Raw genomic sequence first — 20455 nt, 5'->3', positions numbered from 1 at the left:
CGTTTCCCCCTCTCTTTCTCACCTTTAATTGTAGCAATGTTTGGAGGAAATGGGGAAATGAATTTTTTTTGACATGTACGAATGGAGCAAAATATTAGGCAATGAATCAAAAAAATAAAAAAGCCTATCTCGAATCCCTCTAGAGATGGGAAATCCTTCACTAGATGTGGGTTCAAGATAGGAATGTTATCAGCTTTTCTAAGCTGTATGTGATATTGAATTAATTAGCCTTTCTTACGGAATGACACTCTTCACATAAGCCATAAACTTCTAAGCGATGGGAATCTACCTGAAAACCAGTTTCCTTTGTAGCCGCTGTTTGAATCTCATCCAAAAAAGGATAATCGAAATCAGCAATTTTACCACATTGGCGACAAATCGCATGGTAGTGATCAGAAACATTGGCATCAAATCGGCTAGAAGCATCGCCATAAGTTAGCTCACGAACCAGATGCGCTTCTTTAAAAAGGCGTAGATTGTTGTAAACCGTAGCTACACTCATGCTTGGAAACTTCTCCTCAAGCGCTTTATAAATATCATCCGCCGTGGGGTGCTCCATCGTTTCAAATAAATAGGCTAATATGGCATGACGCTGAGGAGTCATTCTGACACCAGTGGCTTTCAACTTATCCATGGCCAGACCCAAATGATTTGTCATGTCCATATCCCTCCAATCTTAAGGTGAATTTATTATTACTTTATAATGTTTATAAATAAGTTTAGCTATCAGGAGCTAAATTGTCAATCGTTATGCTTATTCTTGTGGAGCAAGGGCAAAAAATTCTGTCCATTGATCACAAAAGAGGTGAAACGATGTTCTTTAGGCTTCCAGCCTTTCTGTTTCTCTAGCTCCTCCACTGAAGCCTTCATTAACTGTTTCAATTCACTAACATCTTGATTACCTACACCAATCAGTAGTGTATCGTTCCCTTCCTTTAAAAAGCCACCCGTGCTTGCCAGCTTTGTTACTCCATATCCATTTTTACCTAGAGTCTTAATTAAGCTAGAGCCATACTTCTTATTCGTGATGCAAATCATAAGCTTCATGCTACCGTCTCCCCCTTTCTATTTTTATTCTGCCTTATTCTTCTCCATCGAGGACAAAAATTCCTGCAAATCCGCACTCCGAATCTTGCAAATCAGCATTTCAAACCTTGCAAAACCACGCTTCTTACTCATATTATGTACCTTACTCTGCATCGTTCCCCAAAGTATATCACTCTATGCTAAATGAGGCTGTTCCAAAGGAGTTCTACAGCGAAGACTCCATTTCACCCCATTTTCATGTGTGTAGACGGCGTCTTTCAATTGTCTATTTAACTTAATCAAAATTACTCACCTGCAAAAAAAGACACGTTCAACATGAACGTGTCACAAATGGAGGAGGTAATCGTTATTCCCACTTTTAGTTTATGCCGAGAAGTAGCCAAGGTATAGACCTTTACCTAGTCTAATAAAAAATCCACATTTATCCCGATCGACTCCATTTTTGTGTTGATTTTGCTATACCGGATGCTAAGAAAGCAGCTGGCAATAAGTACCCGATTAACGCTTGGGTACTAGCAATAAATTTCCCCAGACCTATGGGGGTTATGTCTCCATAGCCTACCGTCAGCATAGTGACCAAGCTAAAGTAGATTAAGTTGCCAATATATGAAATGGATCCGGGAGTTACACTATAGTTAAAGGCCAGAATCGGATTGCCTAGAAACTCTAAACTGAGATATATAAGAGAAAAACCAACGGTCAAAATTAAATAAGCCCAGATTAACAATAAAAAGTGGGTCCAAGAGAACACAGGACATTGTTCCGTGTTAAAACGAAAAAGTCTTGTAAAGCTAATCGTCATAACACCGATGCAAAGCAACAATATGATATATACAATAAGCTTCATCACCCTCTTGTCCCCCTTCTATGTCATTGTATGAGCAAGAAGGACAGCTTATGTATGACATATCTGTGGGTAACGTGATATACTTTTGATGCTAAAAACATGGTAAACATTTAAACTAGCAGCTTACGTTAGCTTGCATATTAATTAGAAGGCGTTAGCACAATTGTAATTTGTCAGCTGGATCACAGCTAAGTCCTGAGGGAATAGCTAAACTAAAAGGCCATTCCTATTTTAATGAACATTCAATATTATTATTAATACATAATAAACCGAGGAGGAACTACATAATGAAGCATTCTACATCTGAAGAGCTATATGAGAAAGCGTTGGACGTAATTGTTGGAGGCGTTAATAGTCCTTCACGCTCCTATAAAGCCGTTAGTGGAGGAGCCCCTGTTTTTATGGCTAAGGCAGACGGTGCTTATTTTTGGGATGTTGATGGAAACCGGTACATTGATTATTTAGCGGCATACGGGCCTATTATCACAGGACATGCCCATTCACATATCACTGCAGCTATAACTACGGCGGCTCAAAATGGGACACTTTATGGAACACCTACTGAGCTTGAGGTTCGCTTTGCTTCCATGCTTAGAGAAGCCATCCCTTCAATGGAAAAGATTCGTTTTGTGAATTCAGGTACAGAGGGAGTAATGACCACCATTCGAGTAGCTAGAGCCTACACGAAAAGGGATAAGATTATTAAGTTTGCTGGCTGCTATCATGGTCATTCCGATTTAGTATTAGTGGCGGCTGGATCAGGTCCCTCTACTTTAGGAATTCCTGATAGTGCTGGTGTTCCTAGCAGCATTGCAAGCGAGGTCATTACGGTTCCTTTTAACGACATAAAGAGCTTTAGGGCTGCATTAGAACGTTGGGGCCAAGAGATTGCTGCTGTGTTAGTAGAGCCGATTGTTGGTAATTTTGGTATCGTTCAGCCTGAAGCTAATTTTCTGCAGCAGGTGAATGAACTAACTCATAGCGCAGGAGCACTTGTTATTTATGATGAGGTGATTTCTGCCTTTCGCTTTAAGTATGGAGGAGCACAGAATCTCCTTGGCGTCGAGCCCGACATGACCGTTCTCGGAAAAATCATTGGTGGTGGACTACCCATTGGTGCGTATGGCGGTCGTAAGGAAATTATGGAGCAGGTTGCCCCGTTAGGTCCTGCTTATCAGGCTGGAACAATGGCAGGAAATCCAGCTTCAATCTCTGCTGGAATTGCATGTTTAGAGGTTCTACAGGAAAAGGATACGTATGCTTATCTAGATCAACTTGGTCAAAAGCTTGAGCAAGGTATAAATGAATTAGCGCAAAAACATGATATTCACATCTGCCTCAACCGCTTATGTGGAGCCCTCACCGTTTACTTTGGGGTGGATCAAGTAACGAATTATGAAGAAGCAGAACGGAGTGACGGAGAAGCGTTTGCTACCTTCTTTAAAGGAATGCTTATGCACGGCATTAATCTCGCTCCATCAAAATACGAAGCATGGTTTCTTACTATTAAACATACCGAGCAGGACGTTCGAGAAACATTAGAAGCGGTAGACAAGGTCTTCCAAGGCATGTCTCGACGTTAAGAAGAGAAACATTTATGGTTTAAAAAACTACACCTTTTCGAGAAATCGTTGAAGTGTAGTTTTATTATTTTTTAGATTTTTTTATAAAAGCGCTTTCATCCTTGTATAGTGTATACATTCATATAATTGAAATAGCTTGTTTCCTTTGTATAAAAACGCTTACATTTGAATATTCAGTCATATTATCTTGTTTGGTCTGAATTTTCATGCTATTATTGAATTACTTGTCAATAAATCTAACAGGAGGTGAAGGTCAGATCAGCTGACCAGTTGATATGAGAAAATGGACACCAAGTGAATTTAAAAACTTCCATCATGCAGAGCATGATAGCTGTGGGATTGTAGCGATTGTGAATAAGGATAACGCCCCCACACACCAAAACATTTTAAACGCGGTTGACGCGCTGATTAAGATGGAGCATAGATCTGGTTTCATTAATGGCGAAGGTGATGGCTGTGGTCTGTTAACAGATATCCCACGCTCACTGTGGTCAACACGTTTTGAACAAGCCGACTTGCCAGCTAATCTGGTCTACTCCGAGGAGTTTTTTGTTGCTCATCTGTTTATTCCTACACATGTTGATGTAAGGCAAACACAGAAAGAGATTCGTGAACTCTTTGATACTCAGCAAGCAAACATATACTTAGAATTAGAGAATCAAGTGGATTCCTCTGTTTTAGGTCCTAATGGGAAGCAGGATGAGCCGTTATTCTGGCAAATCAGTGGATCTCTATCTTCATCAGGGCATACTAGCGTTGCCCACTCTCTATTTGAGCTACAGATTAGCATTGAGGAAAAGTATGACGTTCATGTCGCTTCATTAAACAATCAATCTTGTGTCTACAAGGTGATGGGAGCTGCAAATATTTTACCTAAGTATTTTAAGGATTTAGGTAATGCTCAGTTTGAATCTACTGTATCTATCGGGCACAATCGTTACTCTACGAATACCTTGTCTAACTTTTTCAGAGTACAGCCCTTTAGTTTGCTAGGGCATAACGGTGAAATTAATACGGTGAACCAGCTACGCCAGGAGGCTCAAATGATTGGAGCACCTTTGGATTCAGCAGGAAGTGACTCACAGGATTTAAATCGTACGATTGAAACGTTAATCCATCGTTATCATTTTAGTTTATTTGAAGCATTAGAAATGGTTTTCCCACCTATTATTAATGAGATTAAGAATCTGAACCCTAAGCTTCAGGATCTCTATGTGGACATTCGTCAAACATGGGGCCACTTTGCTCAGGGACCAGCAGGAATCGTTTCGCGCTATCAAGATGAGTGCGTGTTCAGTATTGACTCTCTAGGCTTAAGACCCCTATGGGTCGTTGAAACAGATGAGCAATTGTTCTTCTCCTCAGAGCAAGGACTTGTACCAGCAACAGAAATGATTGCCGAGCCCAAATCCTTAGCTCCAGGTGAAAAGGTAGGTGTAAAGCTACAGGATGGAATGGTTGTCGTTTACCAGCATCACGAGCTACAAGAGGAGGTCTATGATCGTTATACACAGCGCAAGGCGGTTGATAACTCTCGAAAAATGATCCAGGTTCCTTCCCTACCTTCGACTACAGATGTTGAGGAAGATTTGATTTTTACAGATCAATGGTATGGAGCGTTTGGCTGGGACAGAGACCATATTCAGCTCGCCGAGCAGATGGCTTCTAATGGGGCAGACCCGGTTCGCTCTCTAGGGCATGACGGTCCTCTAGCTGCTTTAACGAAGGAACGCCAGAATATCGCAGATTACCTTAAGGAAAGTGTAGCGGTTGTGACAAATCCAGCAATCGATAGAGAGCGAGAAATGGAGCATTTTTCTACCCGTGTTGTATTGGGCTCACGCTCTGTCATTGAGGAGGAAAGCTCAGAACAACAAACGGATAAGCGAGTTGAGCTCTACTCTCCTATCCTCCTTGAAGGTGTAGTGGGGGAAGCGGCTTCTCCTGAGCTAGAAACGCTTTCCTATGAGCAAGTGATCGCCTACTTTGAAGGACATGTGCACACGTTGGATGTGACCTGTCAGGAGGGTCAAGAATCCTTAGCTCAAGCGATTCAACGTCTACAGCAGGAAGCTGCCTCTGCCGTTATAGATGGAGCACAGATTCTCATACTAGATGATCGCAAGTCTCATGCTGACGGACATTTATGGATTGATCCACATTTAATCGTGTCAGCCATAGATCAGCATCTCGTTCATACAAGGAATGAGCTTGGTATCTCTTTACGTAGAAAAACGAGTATTATTCTACGTTCAGCAGCGATTCGATCTCTCCATGATATTGCTGTGGCCAGTGGTCTAGGAGCTAATGCCGTTAATCCGTATCTTCTATTTGCAACGGTCTCTTCGGCAGAAAATGCGGACGGGGCTCGTCATCTGTTTTCTGCTCTTAATAAAGGCTTAGAAAAAGTGACATCAACAATTGGTATTCATGAGCTGCGAGGCTACAATCGAATTTTCTCAGGGATTGGATTACGTCAAGAGATAGCGGATCTCCTGCAGGTTGTATCCTTCTGTGGATCAGAGCAGATCGGTCTAGGTTTTGAGCAGCTAGAAGAGGATGCTCGCAAACGTGCTTTAGATTTTGCTGATGATAAAACACGTGCTGGGCGTACGTTTAGAATATTCCCTCGTGTATGGAAACCGATTGGTCAAATCGCTAAAGGTGAGCTTGATTATAGTGAATACGCAGAAAAAGTAGCTGAAATCGAGGAAGCGACACCTATTTCTATTCGTCACGTTACAGATCTCAACTTTGAAAAAGCAAATCAAGAGAATTCTCCAGTTTCCGCTGATGACGTCAGTGTAGGTGTCGGTGAGCATGATTTACCGTTTGTGATTAGCTCCATGTCCTTTGGTTCACAGAACGAAACGGCATACCGTGCTTATGCTGAAGCAGCTGAACAGCTGAATATGATCAGTATCAACGGTGAGGGTGGAGAAATTAAGGATATGCTTGGCAAATATCCTCGTACCAGAGGACTACAAGTAGCGTCTGGGCGCTTTGGGGTAAATGTAGAGCTGGCTAACTCCTCCAATTTACTTGAGATTAAAATTGGTCAGGGAGCTAAGCCTGGCGAAGGCGGACATCTTCCTGGTTCTAAGGTAACAGCTAAAATTGCTGCAGCTCGTAATGCTACGATTGGCTCAGACCTTATTTCCCCGTCAAATAATCACGACATCTACTCGATTGAGGATTTAGCTCAAATTATTACAGAGCTTAAGACAGCAAATCATGAAGCAAAGGTGATTGTAAAGGTTCCTATCGTTCCAAATATCGGGACGATCTCTGTGGGGATAGCAAAGGCTGGAGCTGACGTTGTAAGCTTAAGTGGCTTTGACGGAGGCACTGGAGCAGCTCGTATTCACGCCTTACAGCATGTCGGACTGCCAGTAGAGCTTGGTGTTAAGCTAGCTCATCACGCCTTAATTGAAGCTGGATTGCGTGACCAAGTTGAGGTTTGGGGCGATGGTGGAATTAAGAGCTCACTTGATGCCTTAAAGGTTATGCTGTTAGGGGCAAACCGTGTGGGCTTCGGAACGTTATCTATGATCGCTGTTGGATGTACAGCTTGTCGAGGCTGTCACCTTGATACGTGTCATGTAGGGATTGCTACACAAATTGATTCTCAGGATGAAGCGGCAGAAAAAGGCTTGAAACGCTTTATTCCTAGAGAGCTTGATTTAGCTGTTAGCGGGCTAAAAACGATGTTCAGTACGTTTGGTCAGGAGCTGCAGCGCTTGACCGGGTTGTTAGGCTACAAGCATGCTCAGGAGCTTGTTGGACGCTCTGATCTTCTGCAGCAGGTTAGAGAATTGGAGAAGCTTGATTTAACGGCTTTATTAGCAGCTGCTCAAGAAAAGCAAGCTAAGGTTGCAAAGCTCCAGAAGGTAGAGAAAAAGCAGGAGCAGAAGCTAGCTCTTGCTGCTGGAGCAGAACATCAAGTGGAATCCAACCCATATGTTTCCTTTGATCAGCCTCTTGTTCGTGACTTCTCGGATGTCCTCGCCGATCAGAGGGTTCTAGGTAGTCGCTACGCTGGTGAAAGAGTGAAAAATCGCCTAGACGGCAGTTATCTATCCTTACCAAAGGTAGAGCTAAACTTTGATGCTGGGTCTGTACCTGGAAATGGATTAGCCGCCTTTAATGTTGAAGGCATTCATATTCGCGTTCAGGGTGGAGCTCAAGACGGGGTAGGAAAAACCTCCTTCGGTGGAGTAACAAGCATTCTGAAAGCTAAAAACAAAGTGGGGCAATTTATTAATGGATCTGTGGGGAAAGGCTTCTGTTACGGTGCTCAAAAGGGATTATTTATCGTCCAAGGCAATGCCGACTCTAGAGCAGGAATTCGTTTATCCGGAGCAGATGTCATTATTGCTGGCGAAGTAACTTCTCCTCTCCAGGATGAACTTGGGGGAATCGGAGCAAGAGCCAACATCAAAGGATTTGCCTTTGAATATATGACCAACGGACGTGCTCTCGTCCTTGGAGATCCAGGCCCTTGGATTTGTTCAGGGATGACAGGTGGAGTCGTGTATCTAAGATTAGATCGAAAATATGGTCTAGATGAAGCAGCCATTTACCGTAGAATTGCTAAGGCGGCTAAGATCAGTCTTGAATCCTTATCGGAAAAAGGAAAGCAGGACGTCTCAGAGCTACTTGGTGTATATATTGAGGAACTATTAGCTACAGGACAGCAAGAAAAAGCAGCCCAAATTCTTGAGCTGAAAAATACCTGCTCAGAGCACTTTATCCAGCTAGTACCAATTAAGCAGCAGGCTGATCCTTCCGTTTCAACGGAATAGAAATAACACAAACAATGAACAGAACTAGTCATTAAGGGACTGCGAAAAATGCAGTCCCTTCTTCTTGTTATTTTGATGAGGGTTTTAATCAATCTATTTTATTCTTATTGGGTTTAAGATATCTTTCCCCCATGACCATTTGATCATCAGACATATTTCGGGTAAACTAGCATACATACATAATTGGTTAGATTTTTTCACTGTTTGGGGGTAAATTTAAAGTATATAGGAGTAAAGACGACGTTTCGGGAAGGGAATTGAAACATGAAATTAGGAGCTCGTATTATTAAAACGGGGATTGCCGTTTGCTTATCTTTATATATAGCGGCTTTATTACAATTAGAGCCTATTGTTTTTGCTGCATTGGCGTCTGTCTTAGCAATTCAGCCCTCCTTGTATCGCTCATGGCAAAATATTGTTGATCAGCTTCAAGCGAATACTATTGGTGCCGTACTAGCCATCATGTTTGCTTACTTTTTAGGCAATGATCCTTTTGTTGTGGGACTGGTTGTCATTATCGTGATCGCCATCAACCTACAGCTTCGCTTTGAAAAAAGCATTACTCTTTCCGTTGTTACAGTCATAGCGATTATGGAGAGCGTACAAGCTGATTTTCTTATGTTTGCTTTTGATCGCTTTTTACTCATTTTAATTGGAATAGGTGCCTCCGCTGTTGTGAATGTACTATTTTTACCACCAAAGTATGAAGATCGGCTGTATTCCCAAATCCAAGAAGCAAACAACTCCCTGCTTACCTACTTGCGGGCAAGTAGCATGAATGAGTTTGATGATAAAACATATCGAGCAGAAAGCAAACGCTTGAAGGAAGAGCTATCTCAGCTTGAGCATACGTACTCTTTGTATAAGGAAGAACGAACTTATTTCAGAAAAATGAAGTACACAAAGACTAGGAAGCTGGTCCTGTTTCGCAAAATGCTTCAGACGACTAATAAAGCGTTGTATTTATTTAAGCAACTAGAGCGTAACCAGCCTGCATTAGCAATGCTTCCTGAACAGCTACAGCAATTGATTAAGGAAGAAATTGATCTGTTGACCAATTATCAAGAGAAAATCTTCTTGAAGTATGAAGGAAAATTAAAGATCAAGCATCCTCATGTCCCTGAGCCTCAGGTCCTGTTAGGCAGACAACAGGTGCTCGAGAAGTTTATTAAAGAGTATCAGGAAAAGGACAGCTCATTGGAGGAGCGTTGGATTCATATGTTTCCAGCTATTGCCGCTATCATCGATTACTATCACGAGCTAGAACGTCTTGATAAATTAGTTGAAGGCTATCATTCCTTTCATGCAGAGGACTCAGAGAAATAAGAGAAGGTGAAGGTCGCAGGAGAGAGATAAAACCAGAGAGGTGAGATCATGTCTAAAAAAAATCTATTCCTCCTTTGTGTTTTACTAGTTGTTCTTTTCTGGATAGCCTCTAACAGCAACACACCCAACACAGACAATTCGATTAGGCTTTCTAATCACTTAAACGATGATCATACTGGCCATCAAATTGAGGCTCAAAGCAGAGAACTAGTTACACAGCAAAATATACTGATTGATCAGGATATAGATTTAGAAAAGCTTGCTTCTGTCATGAATCAGGGGATGAACCATGTTGAAGTCATCCCTTTTGATTCAGAGGAGTTTACATAAAAGGGTAAAGCCAACGGGGCTTGTCATGGCTTACCCTTTTAATCTCCCATTGCTAAGGTGAATTCTTGGCTTGTACGACCACCCTCTAATGCCTCGTGTTCAACCGTTACGTTAACGGTCCAAACCTTAGCATCTAGTTGTAAAACGGCTTGATACGTGTGATCAGAGGTTTCTTTCCCCTTTGAGCTTTGCACTACACCTCGCTCAGCTAAAACATCCATAAACACATCAAGGCGAATATTGTTCGCATTACAGTAGTTCTGAATATCGGAGAACAAATCCTCGTGCTTTTTATCCCACAAATCGAAGGTCACTTTTGCTCCCTCTAGCCTTTTTCTATCCTTTAAGACAAATCCCTCAAGCATGATTTCGTCAGGGGTTGAAGCTGCTGAAGAATCTAAATGAATATGCACGTCATGATCATGTCTTAAGTGTTCGAGGTCTACAGGGGGGTCGGTTTGCGATAGAATTCCCGAGATAATCGTCACAGCCAAAGCTAACAAAAGTTCAATCCGTAACCCCCATAGAAGTGCGTTTATACCTTGCTTTTTATACTGCTCGCTTTGTACCTTTATTAAGGATGGCCACCATACTAAACGATGTAAAGTAGCAATAAGCAAAACAGGTGTAAACAGCACTAGCTTCCAAAGTAATATCACCCCATAGCTTGTAGAAAAAAGCTTTGTCCATGACCCTACGTACCCAAAGCTTAATAAAAGCCCCGATCCAACAGTAAAAAGCAAAAGGTAAATAGATAACTTTGAAAAAAAAGCTAACCTTTTATGAATATAACTTAAAGCTAATGTATCTGATTTAAGCACAAAGGAATAGATGCCAAAACCTAATAAGCCCGCAAACCAAACAGTTAGAAGCAAAAGATGAACACTGTGAGATACAAATACGTTGCCTAAGTACGCATGCTGACTCCAGGAAAAGCTTATGATAAGGATAACCCCTAAGATAACCTTAAGCCCTTCACGGTACTTAAAAGAATGTAGAAACGTTAAAGCTATCAATAATACTAAACTACATATCCGCACCAGGGCTATTACACCAAACATAGAGGAGGTAGCGACAGCGATGGATAGCTGCAGAACCTCTCTATTGTCCCAGCTTGATCCTAAAAAATCGGCAGATTGTTGGAGAATATGCGTACTATCTAAGAGAAGCATAAGAAGAGCTGATATTATATACAGTCTACGTTCTATTCTCAGCTTCATATGGGAGGCTAATCGAACGTTTCTCTCTCCCTCTTTTGACCAGAACAGATAGTGAAAGATTATCCACCCTGCTACACAAAGCATAATAACTAGCTTTCCAGCTCTACTCAGCATTGATAGCTTAGACTCCTGCTGATCATCTATATTAGAATCATTATTAGAGAAGATGTTATTAAATAGAGTTGCCTCGGTTTCAGCATCTTCATGGCTTATCATAAAGCGAAACGCCCCACCCGTAACTTGTACATCTGTATCTAATACCTGCCAATGAACAAAGTAGGTACCATCCTCAAGCAGGGGAACATCCATTTGAAATGTGCTTCCTTTTTCAAACATTTCCTGTGCTAGTAGGCTACCTTGTTCATCTTTTAAAAGTAGCTGGCCCATGATATTAGGAATGTACTCGGATACCTGTATTTCGATTTCAGCTGGTGCTTCTCGAAGAATAGATTCCGGCTTAGGAAAGGATTCTTCTATAACTACCTGTGCATTCCCTACGCTAGGTGCTACTACTAAGAAAGCAACACTAAAAAGAAGGAGCAACCATACAATCTTTGTATGCTTTGCTCTCTCTACTAACTTATTCAACATGGATTTCATTCGTTCTCATGGAATGATAGCCCTGTCCCGTTACGTGATATTTGATATAATACGTGCCTGTCTGATCAAATGTATACGTAATGGTGTATATTCCATCTCCAATTTCTTCTGCATCTACAAATTCATTACCCGTATCATACATGTCATTACTGGAATGATTATTATGGTCCGTGTGGTCACTATGGTCACCATGATCTCCATGGCTATCGCTTTCATCGCTGCTGCCATGCCCCGTATGCTCATCTCCGTGATCTTCACTTTCTTCCTGACCATTATCCTCATACCAAATCTCAAAACGAGCCTCATCTGCATTAATGACAGGATCACCCATCTGTGAAATATGAAGCTGAAGTTCTACTGGCTCGTTTGCTTTTATTCCCTCAGCTGGATCTGTAGAGAACTTCACATCAATGGGACCCGATAACATGTCCGAGCTCCCGTGCCGATTATCATCTGCTTGACAGGCCGCAAGTAGGAAAATCAGTGTACAAACACTGAAAAGCATGACAGTTATTTTCTTTAACAATTTTAACACTCCTTTTTATCATTCCATATGATCATCAATACGAATCTTATGAGCTTTCCAGCTGTCCAATTTCTCCGTTGATGACGTGTTTTACTCAGATTTTTCTTTAATAAGCGTATCTATATCTCTTAAGATTTTTTCCTGATTCATACTCTCGCTGGCTGAACTCATTGAATAATAAGATCTAACTTGATGGTTTTGATCAACTAAAAACATCGTGGTTGAGTGCATGCCTTCTCCTGTGTCCTCAAAGGCATAGAAGAATTTCAAGTCTGAAGCAATCTGCTCCGTTACTTCCTCTGAACCTCTTAAGAACCTCCAGCCCTTTGAGTCTACATTAAAGTGCTGAGCGTACTCCTGCAAAGCTTCAGGCGTATCACGTAGAGGATCAAACGTAATGGCTAACAGTTCTACCTCTTGTCCAAATTTATTTTGCTCCTTTAATTGATCCTGCAGCTGAGAAAAATCCTGTAACGTCATAGGACATACACCGTCAGGACAGTGAATAAAGATAAAAGCAATTAGTTTGATTTTATCATTGTCAGACTGATAGCTGGTTTCGGTTAGAACCTCATCCAATTCAAAGCTATTGATCTGATCTAAAACGTCTAGCTTTTGATTCGCATCTGAGACATACATCCATAGTAGCCCTATGATTAAAACGCTGAAGATCATCATCCCACATAAAATCAGAAAATATTTTTTTGAAGTCAACTGCATCAGTCTTTTTACACCTCTTTATTCAACCTCTTGTTCGTATTCTTCTTAAGTCATCCATCCCTGCTCGTAAGCATAACGGGTGAGCTGGACTCGATTTTCCAAATGGAGCTTTTGCATGATATTTTTCAAATGATTCTTAACGGTATTCTCTGAAATACTCAGCTTGGTAGAAATCTCTTTATTTGTAGAACCTTCGGCAACCAATTGCAGAACCTCCTGCTCTCTTTGTGATAAGGGAGATTGTTTCTTTGGAGCCTGCTTCTCCACAACGTTAAACTCCTGCAGAATCTTAAGGGCAAGATCCTTAGACATCGGAACCTCATCCTGAGCAAAAGCATAGAGATAATCGTACCAGGTGGAAGGGTGAAGATTCTTTAATAGATAGCCCTGTGCCCCTCTTTTCAACGCCTCAAATAGGTCTGTAACTTCGTCAGAAACGGTGATAATTACAACCTTCACGTAAGGAAATTTGTTCTTAATTACCCTCGTTGCCTCAAAGCCATCGAGCTTTGGCATATTAATGTCCATTAAAATTAAGTCTGGCATAAGCTGTTCCGTAAGCTGGATAGCTTCCAAACCATTTTTCGCCTCTCCAACGATTTCAAAATCATGGTGCTCCTCGATAATTTCCCTAATTCCTTCTCTGGCATGTAAGCTATCGTCAGCAATGAGAATTCGAAAGCGTTTAATCATGCTCCAGCTCCTTTCTAATCTCTAGCTTCGTACCTGTCGCTGAGCTTAAAAGATCGACTCTCCAGTCCATTTCCTTTGCTCTGTCTTGAAGGATTTCAAGGCCGTAGCGTCCCTTTGCAGCTATATTTTCTGGATCAAAGCCTACTCCATTATCCTCTACTGTACAGATCCATCCAGTAGAAGTGATTATACCTGTGACCTTAGCTTGAGACGCCTGTGAATGCTTTCGGATGTTCGTAATACTTTCTCTAAGGCAGGCATAAAGCTCTACTTTATCCTTAACAGACAGCTTCTCTTCAGGAATATCCCAATTAAATTCTAATTCTATACCACTCTCTGCTCTCAAGCTATTCATCAAATCTTGAAGAGATTCTGTCCAGGGAAGCTGATGAACAGACTGAGAGTTTCGTAGATTAAAGATCGACTGTCGTACGTCATCATGCATCTGTTGCACGGTCTTGAGCACCTTTTGATAATCTGTATGTTCATGTAATATCGGTTCTTTGTTCTCCAGTCGGTTTAATTTAACTGATAAAAAGAATAAGGACTGGGCGATTCCGTCATGGAGCTCACGCGCTATTTTTTCTCGTTCCTCGAGCATCATTTTTCTTGTTTTTTCCGCTTCAAGTCTTTTTTGCATATCCTCAAGATAATCGAATAAACGACGCACAAAGAGCATCGTGACTAAAAAAACAATAACTGGTGTTAACCAGTTTCCAGCCTCCATAGATAAATAGCGGAGCATAACAGGCGTGTGGCGAATATATTCCCACAGCCCTACGGCCAGTGTTGGGATAAGTAGAATAAGCCATTTTATTTGTTTATAGGATATCGGTGATTCATTCATACGTTCCACTCCTATTTTCTCAGTACTAGTATAGGCTGAATGATACACAATTAAAATCACTCTTTCGGGCTATTAAAGTGACAACTTCATGACAAATAAGCCTCTTTCTTATTGACTGTCCTTGTTACTCGAAGGATGCTGTCTGAAAGAGGCCTACTATAATTCTGTACTACTGATCTAGCTGCTGAATCTGATATAAATTGTAATAGGCCCCTCGTTTGTTCATAAGCTCGAGGTGAGAGCCTTCCTCTACAATTTGTCCGTTCTCCAATAATAGAATACGATCAGCGTGAGTAATGGTAGATAGACGATGCGCTACAATAAAGGTTGTTCTATCCTTCGCTAATCTTTCAAGGGAATCCTGTATCATTTTTTCTGACTCTAAATCTAAGGCAGATGTCGCTTCATCAAGAATCAGGATAGGTGGATTCTTTAGAAACACCCTAGCTATGGAGACACGCTGCTTTTGACCCCCTGAAAGCTTGACTCCTCTTTCTCCAATTGGCGTGTCATAGCCCTGAGGGAGCTCCATAATGAAATCATGAGCGTTAGCCGCTTTAGCTGCTGCAATCATTTGAGCTTCTGTAGCTCCTGTATTCCCCATCATGATGTTCTCTCGAATGGAATCACTGAATAGGATAGAATCCTGAAAGACCATCCCTATATTTTGGCGCAAGCCTTCAAGCTCATACTCCCTAATATCAACTCCATCAAGTAGGATTGCTCCTTTGCTTACATCATAAAACCTTGGTAGCAGGCTAATTAAAGAAGACTTCCCACCACCGCTCATACCAACCAGAGCAATTTTTTCTCCTGGGGATACATCTAGATTAATCTGGCGCAATACACGCGCTGAATCCACATTATATTGAAAATCGACTTGTTTAAACTGTACACTTCCTTGAACCTTTCTCTGCTCCAGCGTTCTTGGTCCACCTTGAATATCTTTCTCCTGATTCAGAAGCTCGAACACACGATCCATAGACGCAATGGATTGAGTAAGGGTTGTCGAGGAGTTGACCAGTCTTCGCAGCGGCCCGTAAATTCGTTCTAGGTAAAGTAAGAAGGCACTAATCTCGCCAGCAGAAATATTTCCTTGAATGGCTTGATATCCTCCGTAAGCAATAACTAACAAAGGTGCAATATCTGTAATGGTATTCACAACAGCAAATGTTTTAGCATTCCAGCTTGTATGACTCAGTGCTCTTTTCAAGAAATGCTGATTCTGCTTATCAAATTGCTTTTGCTCTTGGTCCTCTAACGCAAAGCTTTGGACAACGGTCATTCCCTGCACACGCTCATGCAAATGCCCTTGCATTTGGGCTAAGGCCTGTGATCTTTCTCTCGTTAAGGCACGTAAACGCTGATAAAAATACTTCACACTGATGCCGTATAAGGGAAAAATAGAGATCGCTATGATGGTGAGCCAGAAATCTAAAGCGTACATCATGATCCCGATAGCAATAATAATCGTAATAAAATCAAGCCATAAGTTCATTAAACCGGTCATGACAAAGTTTTTTGTTTGTTCAACATCATGAATAACGCGTGAGATGACCTCTCCCGTTTTGTTGTTATGATAGTAACGAATAGAAAGCTTTTGCAAATGAGCAAACAAACGATCTCGGATATCATATAAAATTTTATTCCCTACCAGCTGAGCAAAGTATTGCCGATAATACTCAATCGGATAACGAACTACTGTAAAAATAATAAAAACAGCCCCCATCACCCAAGCGAGCTGTATCCCCTTCTCCTCAGAAGTTAACTGATCGGAAAGGATTAAATCATCCACTACGTATTTTAAAAGCAATGGAATCATAAGCGGCAAGCCAAATTTTAATATTCCAATAAACACGGTAACGCCTATCGTCTTCCAATACGGTCTGACGAAGGCAAAATATTGCTTTATACTATCCAAAATGAACTTCTCCTTCTAGTTGCCTTTAAGTATACTGTAAATATCGCTCGTACCATCTCTCAATATAATCAGCCTCAAAAGGTCCCTTCCTTTGGTGAATAAGTGAAAGCAATTCATCGAGACCTCGTTTAATTTCATACATGATCGTGTCTGGATAATTCATTAGTCTGCGATGTTCTTCATATTCGTCCTGATCTAAAATCGTATAGGTCATATCTGGGAACACTTTCACATCCAAATCGTAGTCGATATACTGTAAAGCGTCGTTATGCCAACGATACGGCGAACCAATATTACAATAGTAATGAACCCCATCCTCTCTAAGCATTCCTATCGTATTAAACCATTGCCCCTTACCGAAGGTACAAATAGCTGGCTCTCTTGTTCGCCATTCATTCCCATCTGATTCCTTAACTAGAATCCGATCATTCCCAACGATCCAGCTCGTTGCTCCTGTTTGAAGCACCGTTGAACTATCCCATACCCGGTGTAAAGCTCCGTTATGCTTATAGCTTTTAATTTTAATATCTTGTCCCGGATGAGGATTAATCATGGTCTTCTCCTTCCAATCTATACCTGTTTTTATCTTTTTATTATTATACTCTTTCTTGGGACAAACTTCTAATAGAAACGCTTCAGACAGATATATTTCTTGCTTTCCTTATAAACAAAAATTAAATCTGCTTTGCGCCAATGAACTTGTTTCCATGATGCTGCAATTATGTGATAATAGCTATCAGAAATAATACATAGATTTTTAGCGGAAGTGAGTGTTCTAATTGGATAATAAAAAAGCTTTTTCCAATGGCTGTAGAGACGGTTTACCCATTGCTCTTGGCTACATCCCAATATCTATTACATTTGGAGTCTTATCCGTTGCCGTTGGACTACACCCCGTGGAAGCAACAGCTATGTCTGCTTTTGTTTTTGCTGGAGCAAGCCAATTCATTGCTCTAAGTTTATGGACAACAGCAGGATGGGTTGAAATTGTTCTAACAACCTTTGTGCTTAATCTGAGACATTTACTAATGAGTACCTCCTTATCTAGAAGACTAAACACATCTAGATGGAAGGCCTCTCTGCTATCCTTCGGAATTACTGATGAAACATTTGTCGTAACGTCATTAAAGCATGAAGGCAAAACGATTAAGGCTAGCTACTTACTTGGCATCAATTTAGTTGTATATTTAAGCTGGGTAATCGGTACAATTACCGGTGGTTTGTTTGGCGAACTTTTTCCAAGAGAGATTATTAATAGTATGGGCATAGCCCTATACGCTATGTTTATCGCCCTGCTTACGCCAGCGATCAAAGAGTCTAACAAGAAATTAGTTATAGCTTCATCAAGTGCTGGCCTTTGCACTATTCTATATTTCTTGTTTCCCGGTTTATCACAAGGAATAGCGATTGTACTTTCAACGATTTTTGCCGCTACCCTAGGTGTTCTACTATGGGATCCACAAAAAGTAGGTAAGGAGAATAATGTATGATTTACTGGCTTATATTCGGTATGTTTGTTGTTACATATATCCCTAGGATGTTACCGATGCTATTTATAAAAGGGATTTCCTTCCCTCCGATCGTTGAAAGATGGCTGAGCTATATTCCTTACGCCGCCTTGGGGGCTCTTATTTTCCCTGGAGTATTGACTGTAGATCAAAGCTTTCCCATGATCGGTTTAATGGGAGCCTTAGTTGCTTTTTTATGTGCTTGGAATAGTAAAAATATTTTAATCCCTTTAATCGCTTCTGTACTCACTGTTTATCTTTTTCAACAATACGTATTTGTCTAAGAGAATTGTTTAACATCAAAATCATGTATTTGAGCTTGTTCTATATATAAAAGGGACGGTCCTAAGACCATCCCTGAAGGTTCTATTCTTATTGTTGTTGTTGACCTTTTTTAGCTTGAGATTGCTGGTTTTGTTGACGTACTTCAGCAGCATTTGTTTCAGCAGCAAATTCAGCATTTTGTCCTTGATTAGATTGTTGGTTTTGTTGTCTTACTTTTTGAATATCAGTACCTGCTTGTGATTTGTTTTTGTTGTTAGCCATTTTGGTATCACCTCCACACGTTATAATCTGAGCTAATCGAGGTGAAAATATTCATCTTGCTCATCCCAAGAAAATGGCTAGTTAAGTCATTGTAGCCCTTGTTGTCAGCATTTTAATTAAGCTTTCGTCAATTTTTGGTATCTTAATATAGAGGATTAAGCTGTTTTTTTAATTCAATACCAAAATTTACACTCGTTTCCCTTTACACTGGCGTTATTATTAGCTATACTTAGGTTAACGTATCAAAACGATTACGTTTTACCTTGTTTTACCTAAATAACGTAAACTCTAACCTTTGTTCACTCTCCACAGGCATCTCTATCATGCGCCTGTGGATTTTTCTTTTTATTTTTCTAGAAGTTGCTTTTTTATCTTTTGATGAGAGACAGGAAAAGCATACCGATCTAACTCTTCTAATGTAACCCAAAAGCCTGCCTCAGCGTTTGTCAAAAAAGGTTGTCGCTCTAATCTTACTGGTAGCTGTCCTTCTACAAGCTCGACTTCACCCACTAAATTAAGCTCAAGCACAGTGATATCCCAAATGAGATGTGAAAAAGTGTGCTGTACATGTTCATACCTAGCTGATGTCTCTGTCTGAAAATCATACGTTTGATATAAATATTTACTAATTTCAAGCTCCGCATCTGCTTCCCATTCTAAATTAGGAAATTCATATAACTTAGCTAAAAGTCCTGTCTCAGGGCGTTGGCGAATGAAAACCATATTATTTGCTAATACTACACCTGCGACCATTTTTTTAAGCTTCGGCTTCTTTTTCTTCTGCTTCACAGGTAGCTCTTGTTCAATTCCAAGACTTCTGCCTTGACACATTTCGATTACGGGGCAAAACATACACTGTGGAGACTTAGGTCTGCAAATCAATGCCCCTAGTTCCATAATACCCTGATTAAAATAAGACGTGGAGTTTTCTGGAATCAGACCTCTGATTAGCTCTTCAAAAAGCTTTCTTGTCTTTGGCTTCTGTATATCCTCTTGAATGGCAAAAATTCTTGAGAAAACCCGCATCACATTCCCGTCAACGGCTGGCTCTGGTTTGCCATAAGCAATACTCAAAATAGCACCGGCAGTATATGGTCCTACCCCTTTTAGCTTAGCGATCTCATTAGGCTCATCGGGTACTTTCCCTCCGTATTGTTCTTGAACCTCTTTTACGGCAGTCTGTAGGTTTCTTGCTCTGGAATAGTAGCCTAGTCCTTCCCAGTGCTTAAGTACATCATCCTCTGGTGCCTCTGCAAGTGCCTCTAAACTAGGGAAGCGTTCCATAAAACGATTGAAATAAGGAATGACCGTATCTACTTGTGTTTGCTGTAGCATAATTTCGGACACCCAAATTTTATACGGGTCACGATCCTTTCGCCAAGGCAGATCACGCATGTTTCGCTCAAACCACGAAAGAAGCGCGTCTTGGAACTGTGAAATAGGAAAATCTTTAAGCTCTTTCATTGTTGCAATCTCCTTGAAAAGTAATAACTAGATGTACTAATCTTAAATCATTTTAAGTATACTCACTAAGAGCTGGCTTTTGAAAAGCCCACATGTGAAATTTATGCTTCCCTCCAGCAATATATGGAATAATGTTCTGCCATAGAAAAGCAGGGTCATCTGTTTGTAATTGCTTCTTCCACTCCTCATACTGCTCAAGTGAATCAAGAGTAAGCATCTCTACAAAAATATCGGCTTGGTCAGTACCCTTTAAGAAGGTGTATGTGTTTCCAGCTTTCCTAGCTTCATTTTGAACAGTTTGATAGTGTGTCGATAAAAACTCCGCTTTCAAATGATTCAGTATGCGATATTCAATGAAAATAGTGTACATAGCTCCTCCTTGTACCTAGTCTAATCATGACATTTTTCTTACATCCGTTTAAGATCCTGTATAAACCCCTTGAGTTTTTAGTTCTTTTTCCTTACAATGAAT

The 20455-nt window shown here is 40.8% G+C and carries 19 protein-coding genes; 6 read left to right on the top strand and 13 right to left on the bottom strand.

From position 1 onward, the window contains the following. Positions 1-220: 220 nt before the first annotated feature. From perR to J2S11_RS14640, 3 genes are all read right to left on the bottom strand, one after another. Complete coding sequence (gene perR / locus J2S11_RS14650) at positions 221-658, bottom strand: peroxide-responsive transcriptional repressor PerR (protein ID WP_307395788.1); 438 nt, start codon at positions 656-658, stop codon at positions 221-223. 83 nt (positions 659-741) lie between these two features. Then, entirely contained in the window at positions 742-1047 is a 306-nt protein-coding gene (locus tag J2S11_RS14645) for a cyclic-di-AMP receptor (protein WP_307395786.1), read from the bottom strand. 421 nt (positions 1048-1468) lie between these two features. Beyond that, entirely contained in the window at positions 1469-1894 is a 426-nt protein-coding gene (locus tag J2S11_RS14640; RefSeq protein ID WP_307395804.1) for an ion channel, read from the bottom strand. Between the two features lie 287 nt (positions 1895-2181). Here J2S11_RS14640 and J2S11_RS14635 point away from each other — a divergent pair, with 287 nt between their 5' ends. From J2S11_RS14635 to J2S11_RS14620, 4 genes are all read left to right on the top strand, one after another. Then, positions 2182-3477 carry a glutamate-1-semialdehyde 2,1-aminomutase gene (locus tag J2S11_RS14635; RefSeq protein ID WP_307395784.1) on the top strand — a complete coding sequence of 432 codons (1296 nt, stop codon included), beginning with the start codon at positions 2182-2184 and terminating at the stop codon, positions 3475-3477. Positions 3478-3752: 275 nt separating this feature from the next. Further along, positions 3753-8282 (top strand): glutamate synthase-related protein, encoded by a 4530-nt coding sequence (locus tag J2S11_RS14630; RefSeq protein WP_307395783.1) that lies wholly within the window; start codon positions 3753-3755, stop codon positions 8280-8282. A 264-nt stretch (positions 8283-8546) separates the two neighbouring features. After that, positions 8547-9608, top strand: coding sequence for an FUSC family protein (locus tag J2S11_RS14625; protein WP_307395781.1), 1062 nt, complete (start codon positions 8547-8549; stop codon positions 9606-9608). A gap of 48 nt (positions 9609-9656) precedes the next feature. Further along, complete coding sequence (locus J2S11_RS14620) at positions 9657-9938, top strand: hypothetical protein (RefSeq protein ID WP_307395776.1); 282 nt, start codon at positions 9657-9659, stop codon at positions 9936-9938. 38 nt (positions 9939-9976) lie between these two features. Here J2S11_RS14620 and J2S11_RS14615 read toward each other — a convergent pair whose 3' ends face one another. The 7 genes from J2S11_RS14615 to J2S11_RS14585 form a co-directional block, all read right to left on the bottom strand. Beyond that, the gene (locus tag J2S11_RS14615) at positions 9977-11749 is read right to left on the bottom strand and encodes a copper resistance CopC/CopD family protein (RefSeq protein ID WP_307395775.1); all 1773 of its coding nucleotides are present in this window, start codon (positions 11747-11749) and stop codon (positions 9977-9979) included. Next, entirely contained in the window at positions 11739-12284 is a 546-nt protein-coding gene (locus J2S11_RS14610) for a hypothetical protein (protein WP_307395774.1), read from the bottom strand. The genes J2S11_RS14615 and J2S11_RS14610 overlap by 11 nt, the downstream gene beginning before the upstream one ends. Before the next feature lie 90 nt (positions 12285-12374). Next, positions 12375-13004, bottom strand: a complete 630-nt coding sequence (locus J2S11_RS14605) for an SCO family protein (RefSeq protein ID WP_307395773.1) — start codon at positions 13002-13004, stop codon at positions 12375-12377. A 45-nt stretch (positions 13005-13049) separates the two neighbouring features. Further along, positions 13050-13697, bottom strand: coding sequence for a response regulator (locus J2S11_RS14600; RefSeq protein ID WP_307395772.1), 648 nt, complete (start codon positions 13695-13697; stop codon positions 13050-13052). Beyond that, positions 13690-14544, bottom strand: a complete 855-nt coding sequence (locus J2S11_RS14595; protein ID WP_307395771.1) for a sensor histidine kinase — start codon at positions 14542-14544, stop codon at positions 13690-13692. Before J2S11_RS14595 ends, J2S11_RS14600 begins: the two co-directional genes overlap by 8 nt. A 169-nt stretch (positions 14545-14713) precedes the next feature. After that, the gene (locus J2S11_RS14590) at positions 14714-16465 is read right to left on the bottom strand and encodes an ABC transporter ATP-binding protein (RefSeq protein WP_307395770.1); all 1752 of its coding nucleotides are present in this window, start codon (positions 16463-16465) and stop codon (positions 14714-14716) included. Between the two features lie 25 nt (positions 16466-16490). After that, positions 16491-17018: a DUF402 domain-containing protein gene (locus J2S11_RS14585; protein WP_307395769.1), complete on the bottom strand. Its 528-nt coding sequence runs from the start codon at positions 17016-17018 to the stop codon at positions 16491-16493. A 226-nt stretch (positions 17019-17244) separates the two neighbouring features. Here J2S11_RS14585 and J2S11_RS14580 point away from each other — a divergent pair, with 226 nt between their 5' ends. After that, entirely contained in the window at positions 17245-17955 is a 711-nt protein-coding gene (locus J2S11_RS14580) for an AzlC family ABC transporter permease (protein ID WP_307395768.1), read from the top strand. Continuing rightward, the gene (locus tag J2S11_RS14575; protein WP_307395767.1) at positions 17952-18257 is read left to right on the top strand and encodes an AzlD domain-containing protein; all 306 of its coding nucleotides are present in this window, start codon (positions 17952-17954) and stop codon (positions 18255-18257) included. Before J2S11_RS14580 ends, J2S11_RS14575 begins: the two co-directional genes overlap by 4 nt. An 88-nt stretch (positions 18258-18345) precedes the next feature. On the opposite strand, the gene J2S11_RS14570 is transcribed toward J2S11_RS14575, so the two are convergent. The 3 genes from J2S11_RS14570 to J2S11_RS14560 form a co-directional block, all read right to left on the bottom strand. Further along, positions 18346-18519 carry a gamma-type small acid-soluble spore protein gene (locus J2S11_RS14570; protein WP_307395766.1) on the bottom strand — a complete coding sequence of 58 codons (174 nt, stop codon included), beginning with the start codon at positions 18517-18519 and terminating at the stop codon, positions 18346-18348. A gap of 345 nt (positions 18520-18864) precedes the next feature. Further along, positions 18865-19983 (bottom strand): A/G-specific adenine glycosylase, encoded by a 1119-nt coding sequence (gene mutY / locus J2S11_RS14565; RefSeq protein WP_307395765.1) that lies wholly within the window; start codon positions 19981-19983, stop codon positions 18865-18867. 52 nt (positions 19984-20035) lie between these two features. Continuing rightward, positions 20036-20353 carry a hypothetical protein gene (locus tag J2S11_RS14560; protein ID WP_307395764.1) on the bottom strand — a complete coding sequence of 106 codons (318 nt, stop codon included), beginning with the start codon at positions 20351-20353 and terminating at the stop codon, positions 20036-20038. Positions 20354-20455: the final 102 nt, after the last annotated feature.

Origin of the sequence: Bacillus horti (assembly GCF_030813115.1) — a bacterium.
In the GTDB taxonomy this organism is placed as follows: domain Bacteria; phylum Bacillota; class Bacilli; order Caldalkalibacillales; family JCM-10596; genus Bacillus_CH; species Bacillus_CH horti.
Note: the sequence above shows the minus strand (reverse complement) of the source record. Positions and strands in the feature narration are given on the sequence as shown.

Bases quoted from the DNA above. Each gene is read 5' to 3' on its own strand.
- perR (WP_307395788.1), bottom strand. From the start codon at position 658: ATGACAAATCATTTGGGTCTGGCCATGGATAAGTTGAAAGCCACTGGT.
- J2S11_RS14645 (WP_307395786.1), bottom strand. From the start codon at position 1,047: ATGAAGCTTATGATTTGCATCACGAATAAGAAGTATGGCTCTAGCTTA.
- J2S11_RS14640 (WP_307395804.1), bottom strand. From the start codon at position 1,894: ATGAAGCTTATTGTATATATCATATTGTTGCTTTGCATCGGTGTTATG.
- J2S11_RS14635 (WP_307395784.1), top strand. From the start codon at position 2,182: ATGAAGCATTCTACATCTGAAGAGCTATATGAGAAAGCGTTGGACGTA.
- J2S11_RS14630 (WP_307395783.1), top strand. From the start codon at position 3,753: ATGAGAAAATGGACACCAAGTGAATTTAAAAACTTCCATCATGCAGAG.
- J2S11_RS14625 (WP_307395781.1), top strand. From the start codon at position 8,547: ATGAAATTAGGAGCTCGTATTATTAAAACGGGGATTGCCGTTTGCTTA.
- J2S11_RS14620 (WP_307395776.1), top strand. From the start codon at position 9,657: ATGTCTAAAAAAAATCTATTCCTCCTTTGTGTTTTACTAGTTGTTCTT.
- J2S11_RS14615 (WP_307395775.1), bottom strand. From the start codon at position 11,749: ATGTTGAATAAGTTAGTAGAGAGAGCAAAGCATACAAAGATTGTATGG.
- J2S11_RS14605 (WP_307395773.1), bottom strand. From the start codon at position 13,004: ATGCAGTTGACTTCAAAAAAATATTTTCTGATTTTATGTGGGATGATG.
- J2S11_RS14600 (WP_307395772.1), bottom strand. From the start codon at position 13,697: ATGATTAAACGCTTTCGAATTCTCATTGCTGACGATAGCTTACATGCC.
- J2S11_RS14595 (WP_307395771.1), bottom strand. From the start codon at position 14,544: ATGAATGAATCACCGATATCCTATAAACAAATAAAATGGCTTATTCTA.
- J2S11_RS14585 (WP_307395769.1), bottom strand. From the start codon at position 17,018: ATGATTAATCCTCATCCGGGACAAGATATTAAAATTAAAAGCTATAAG.
- J2S11_RS14575 (WP_307395767.1), top strand. From the start codon at position 17,952: ATGATTTACTGGCTTATATTCGGTATGTTTGTTGTTACATATATCCCT.
- J2S11_RS14570 (WP_307395766.1), bottom strand. From the start codon at position 18,519: ATGGCTAACAACAAAAACAAATCACAAGCAGGTACTGATATTCAAAAA.
- mutY (WP_307395765.1), bottom strand. From the start codon at position 19,983: ATGAAAGAGCTTAAAGATTTTCCTATTTCACAGTTCCAAGACGCGCTT.
- J2S11_RS14560 (WP_307395764.1), bottom strand. From the start codon at position 20,353: ATGTACACTATTTTCATTGAATATCGCATACTGAATCATTTGAAAGCG.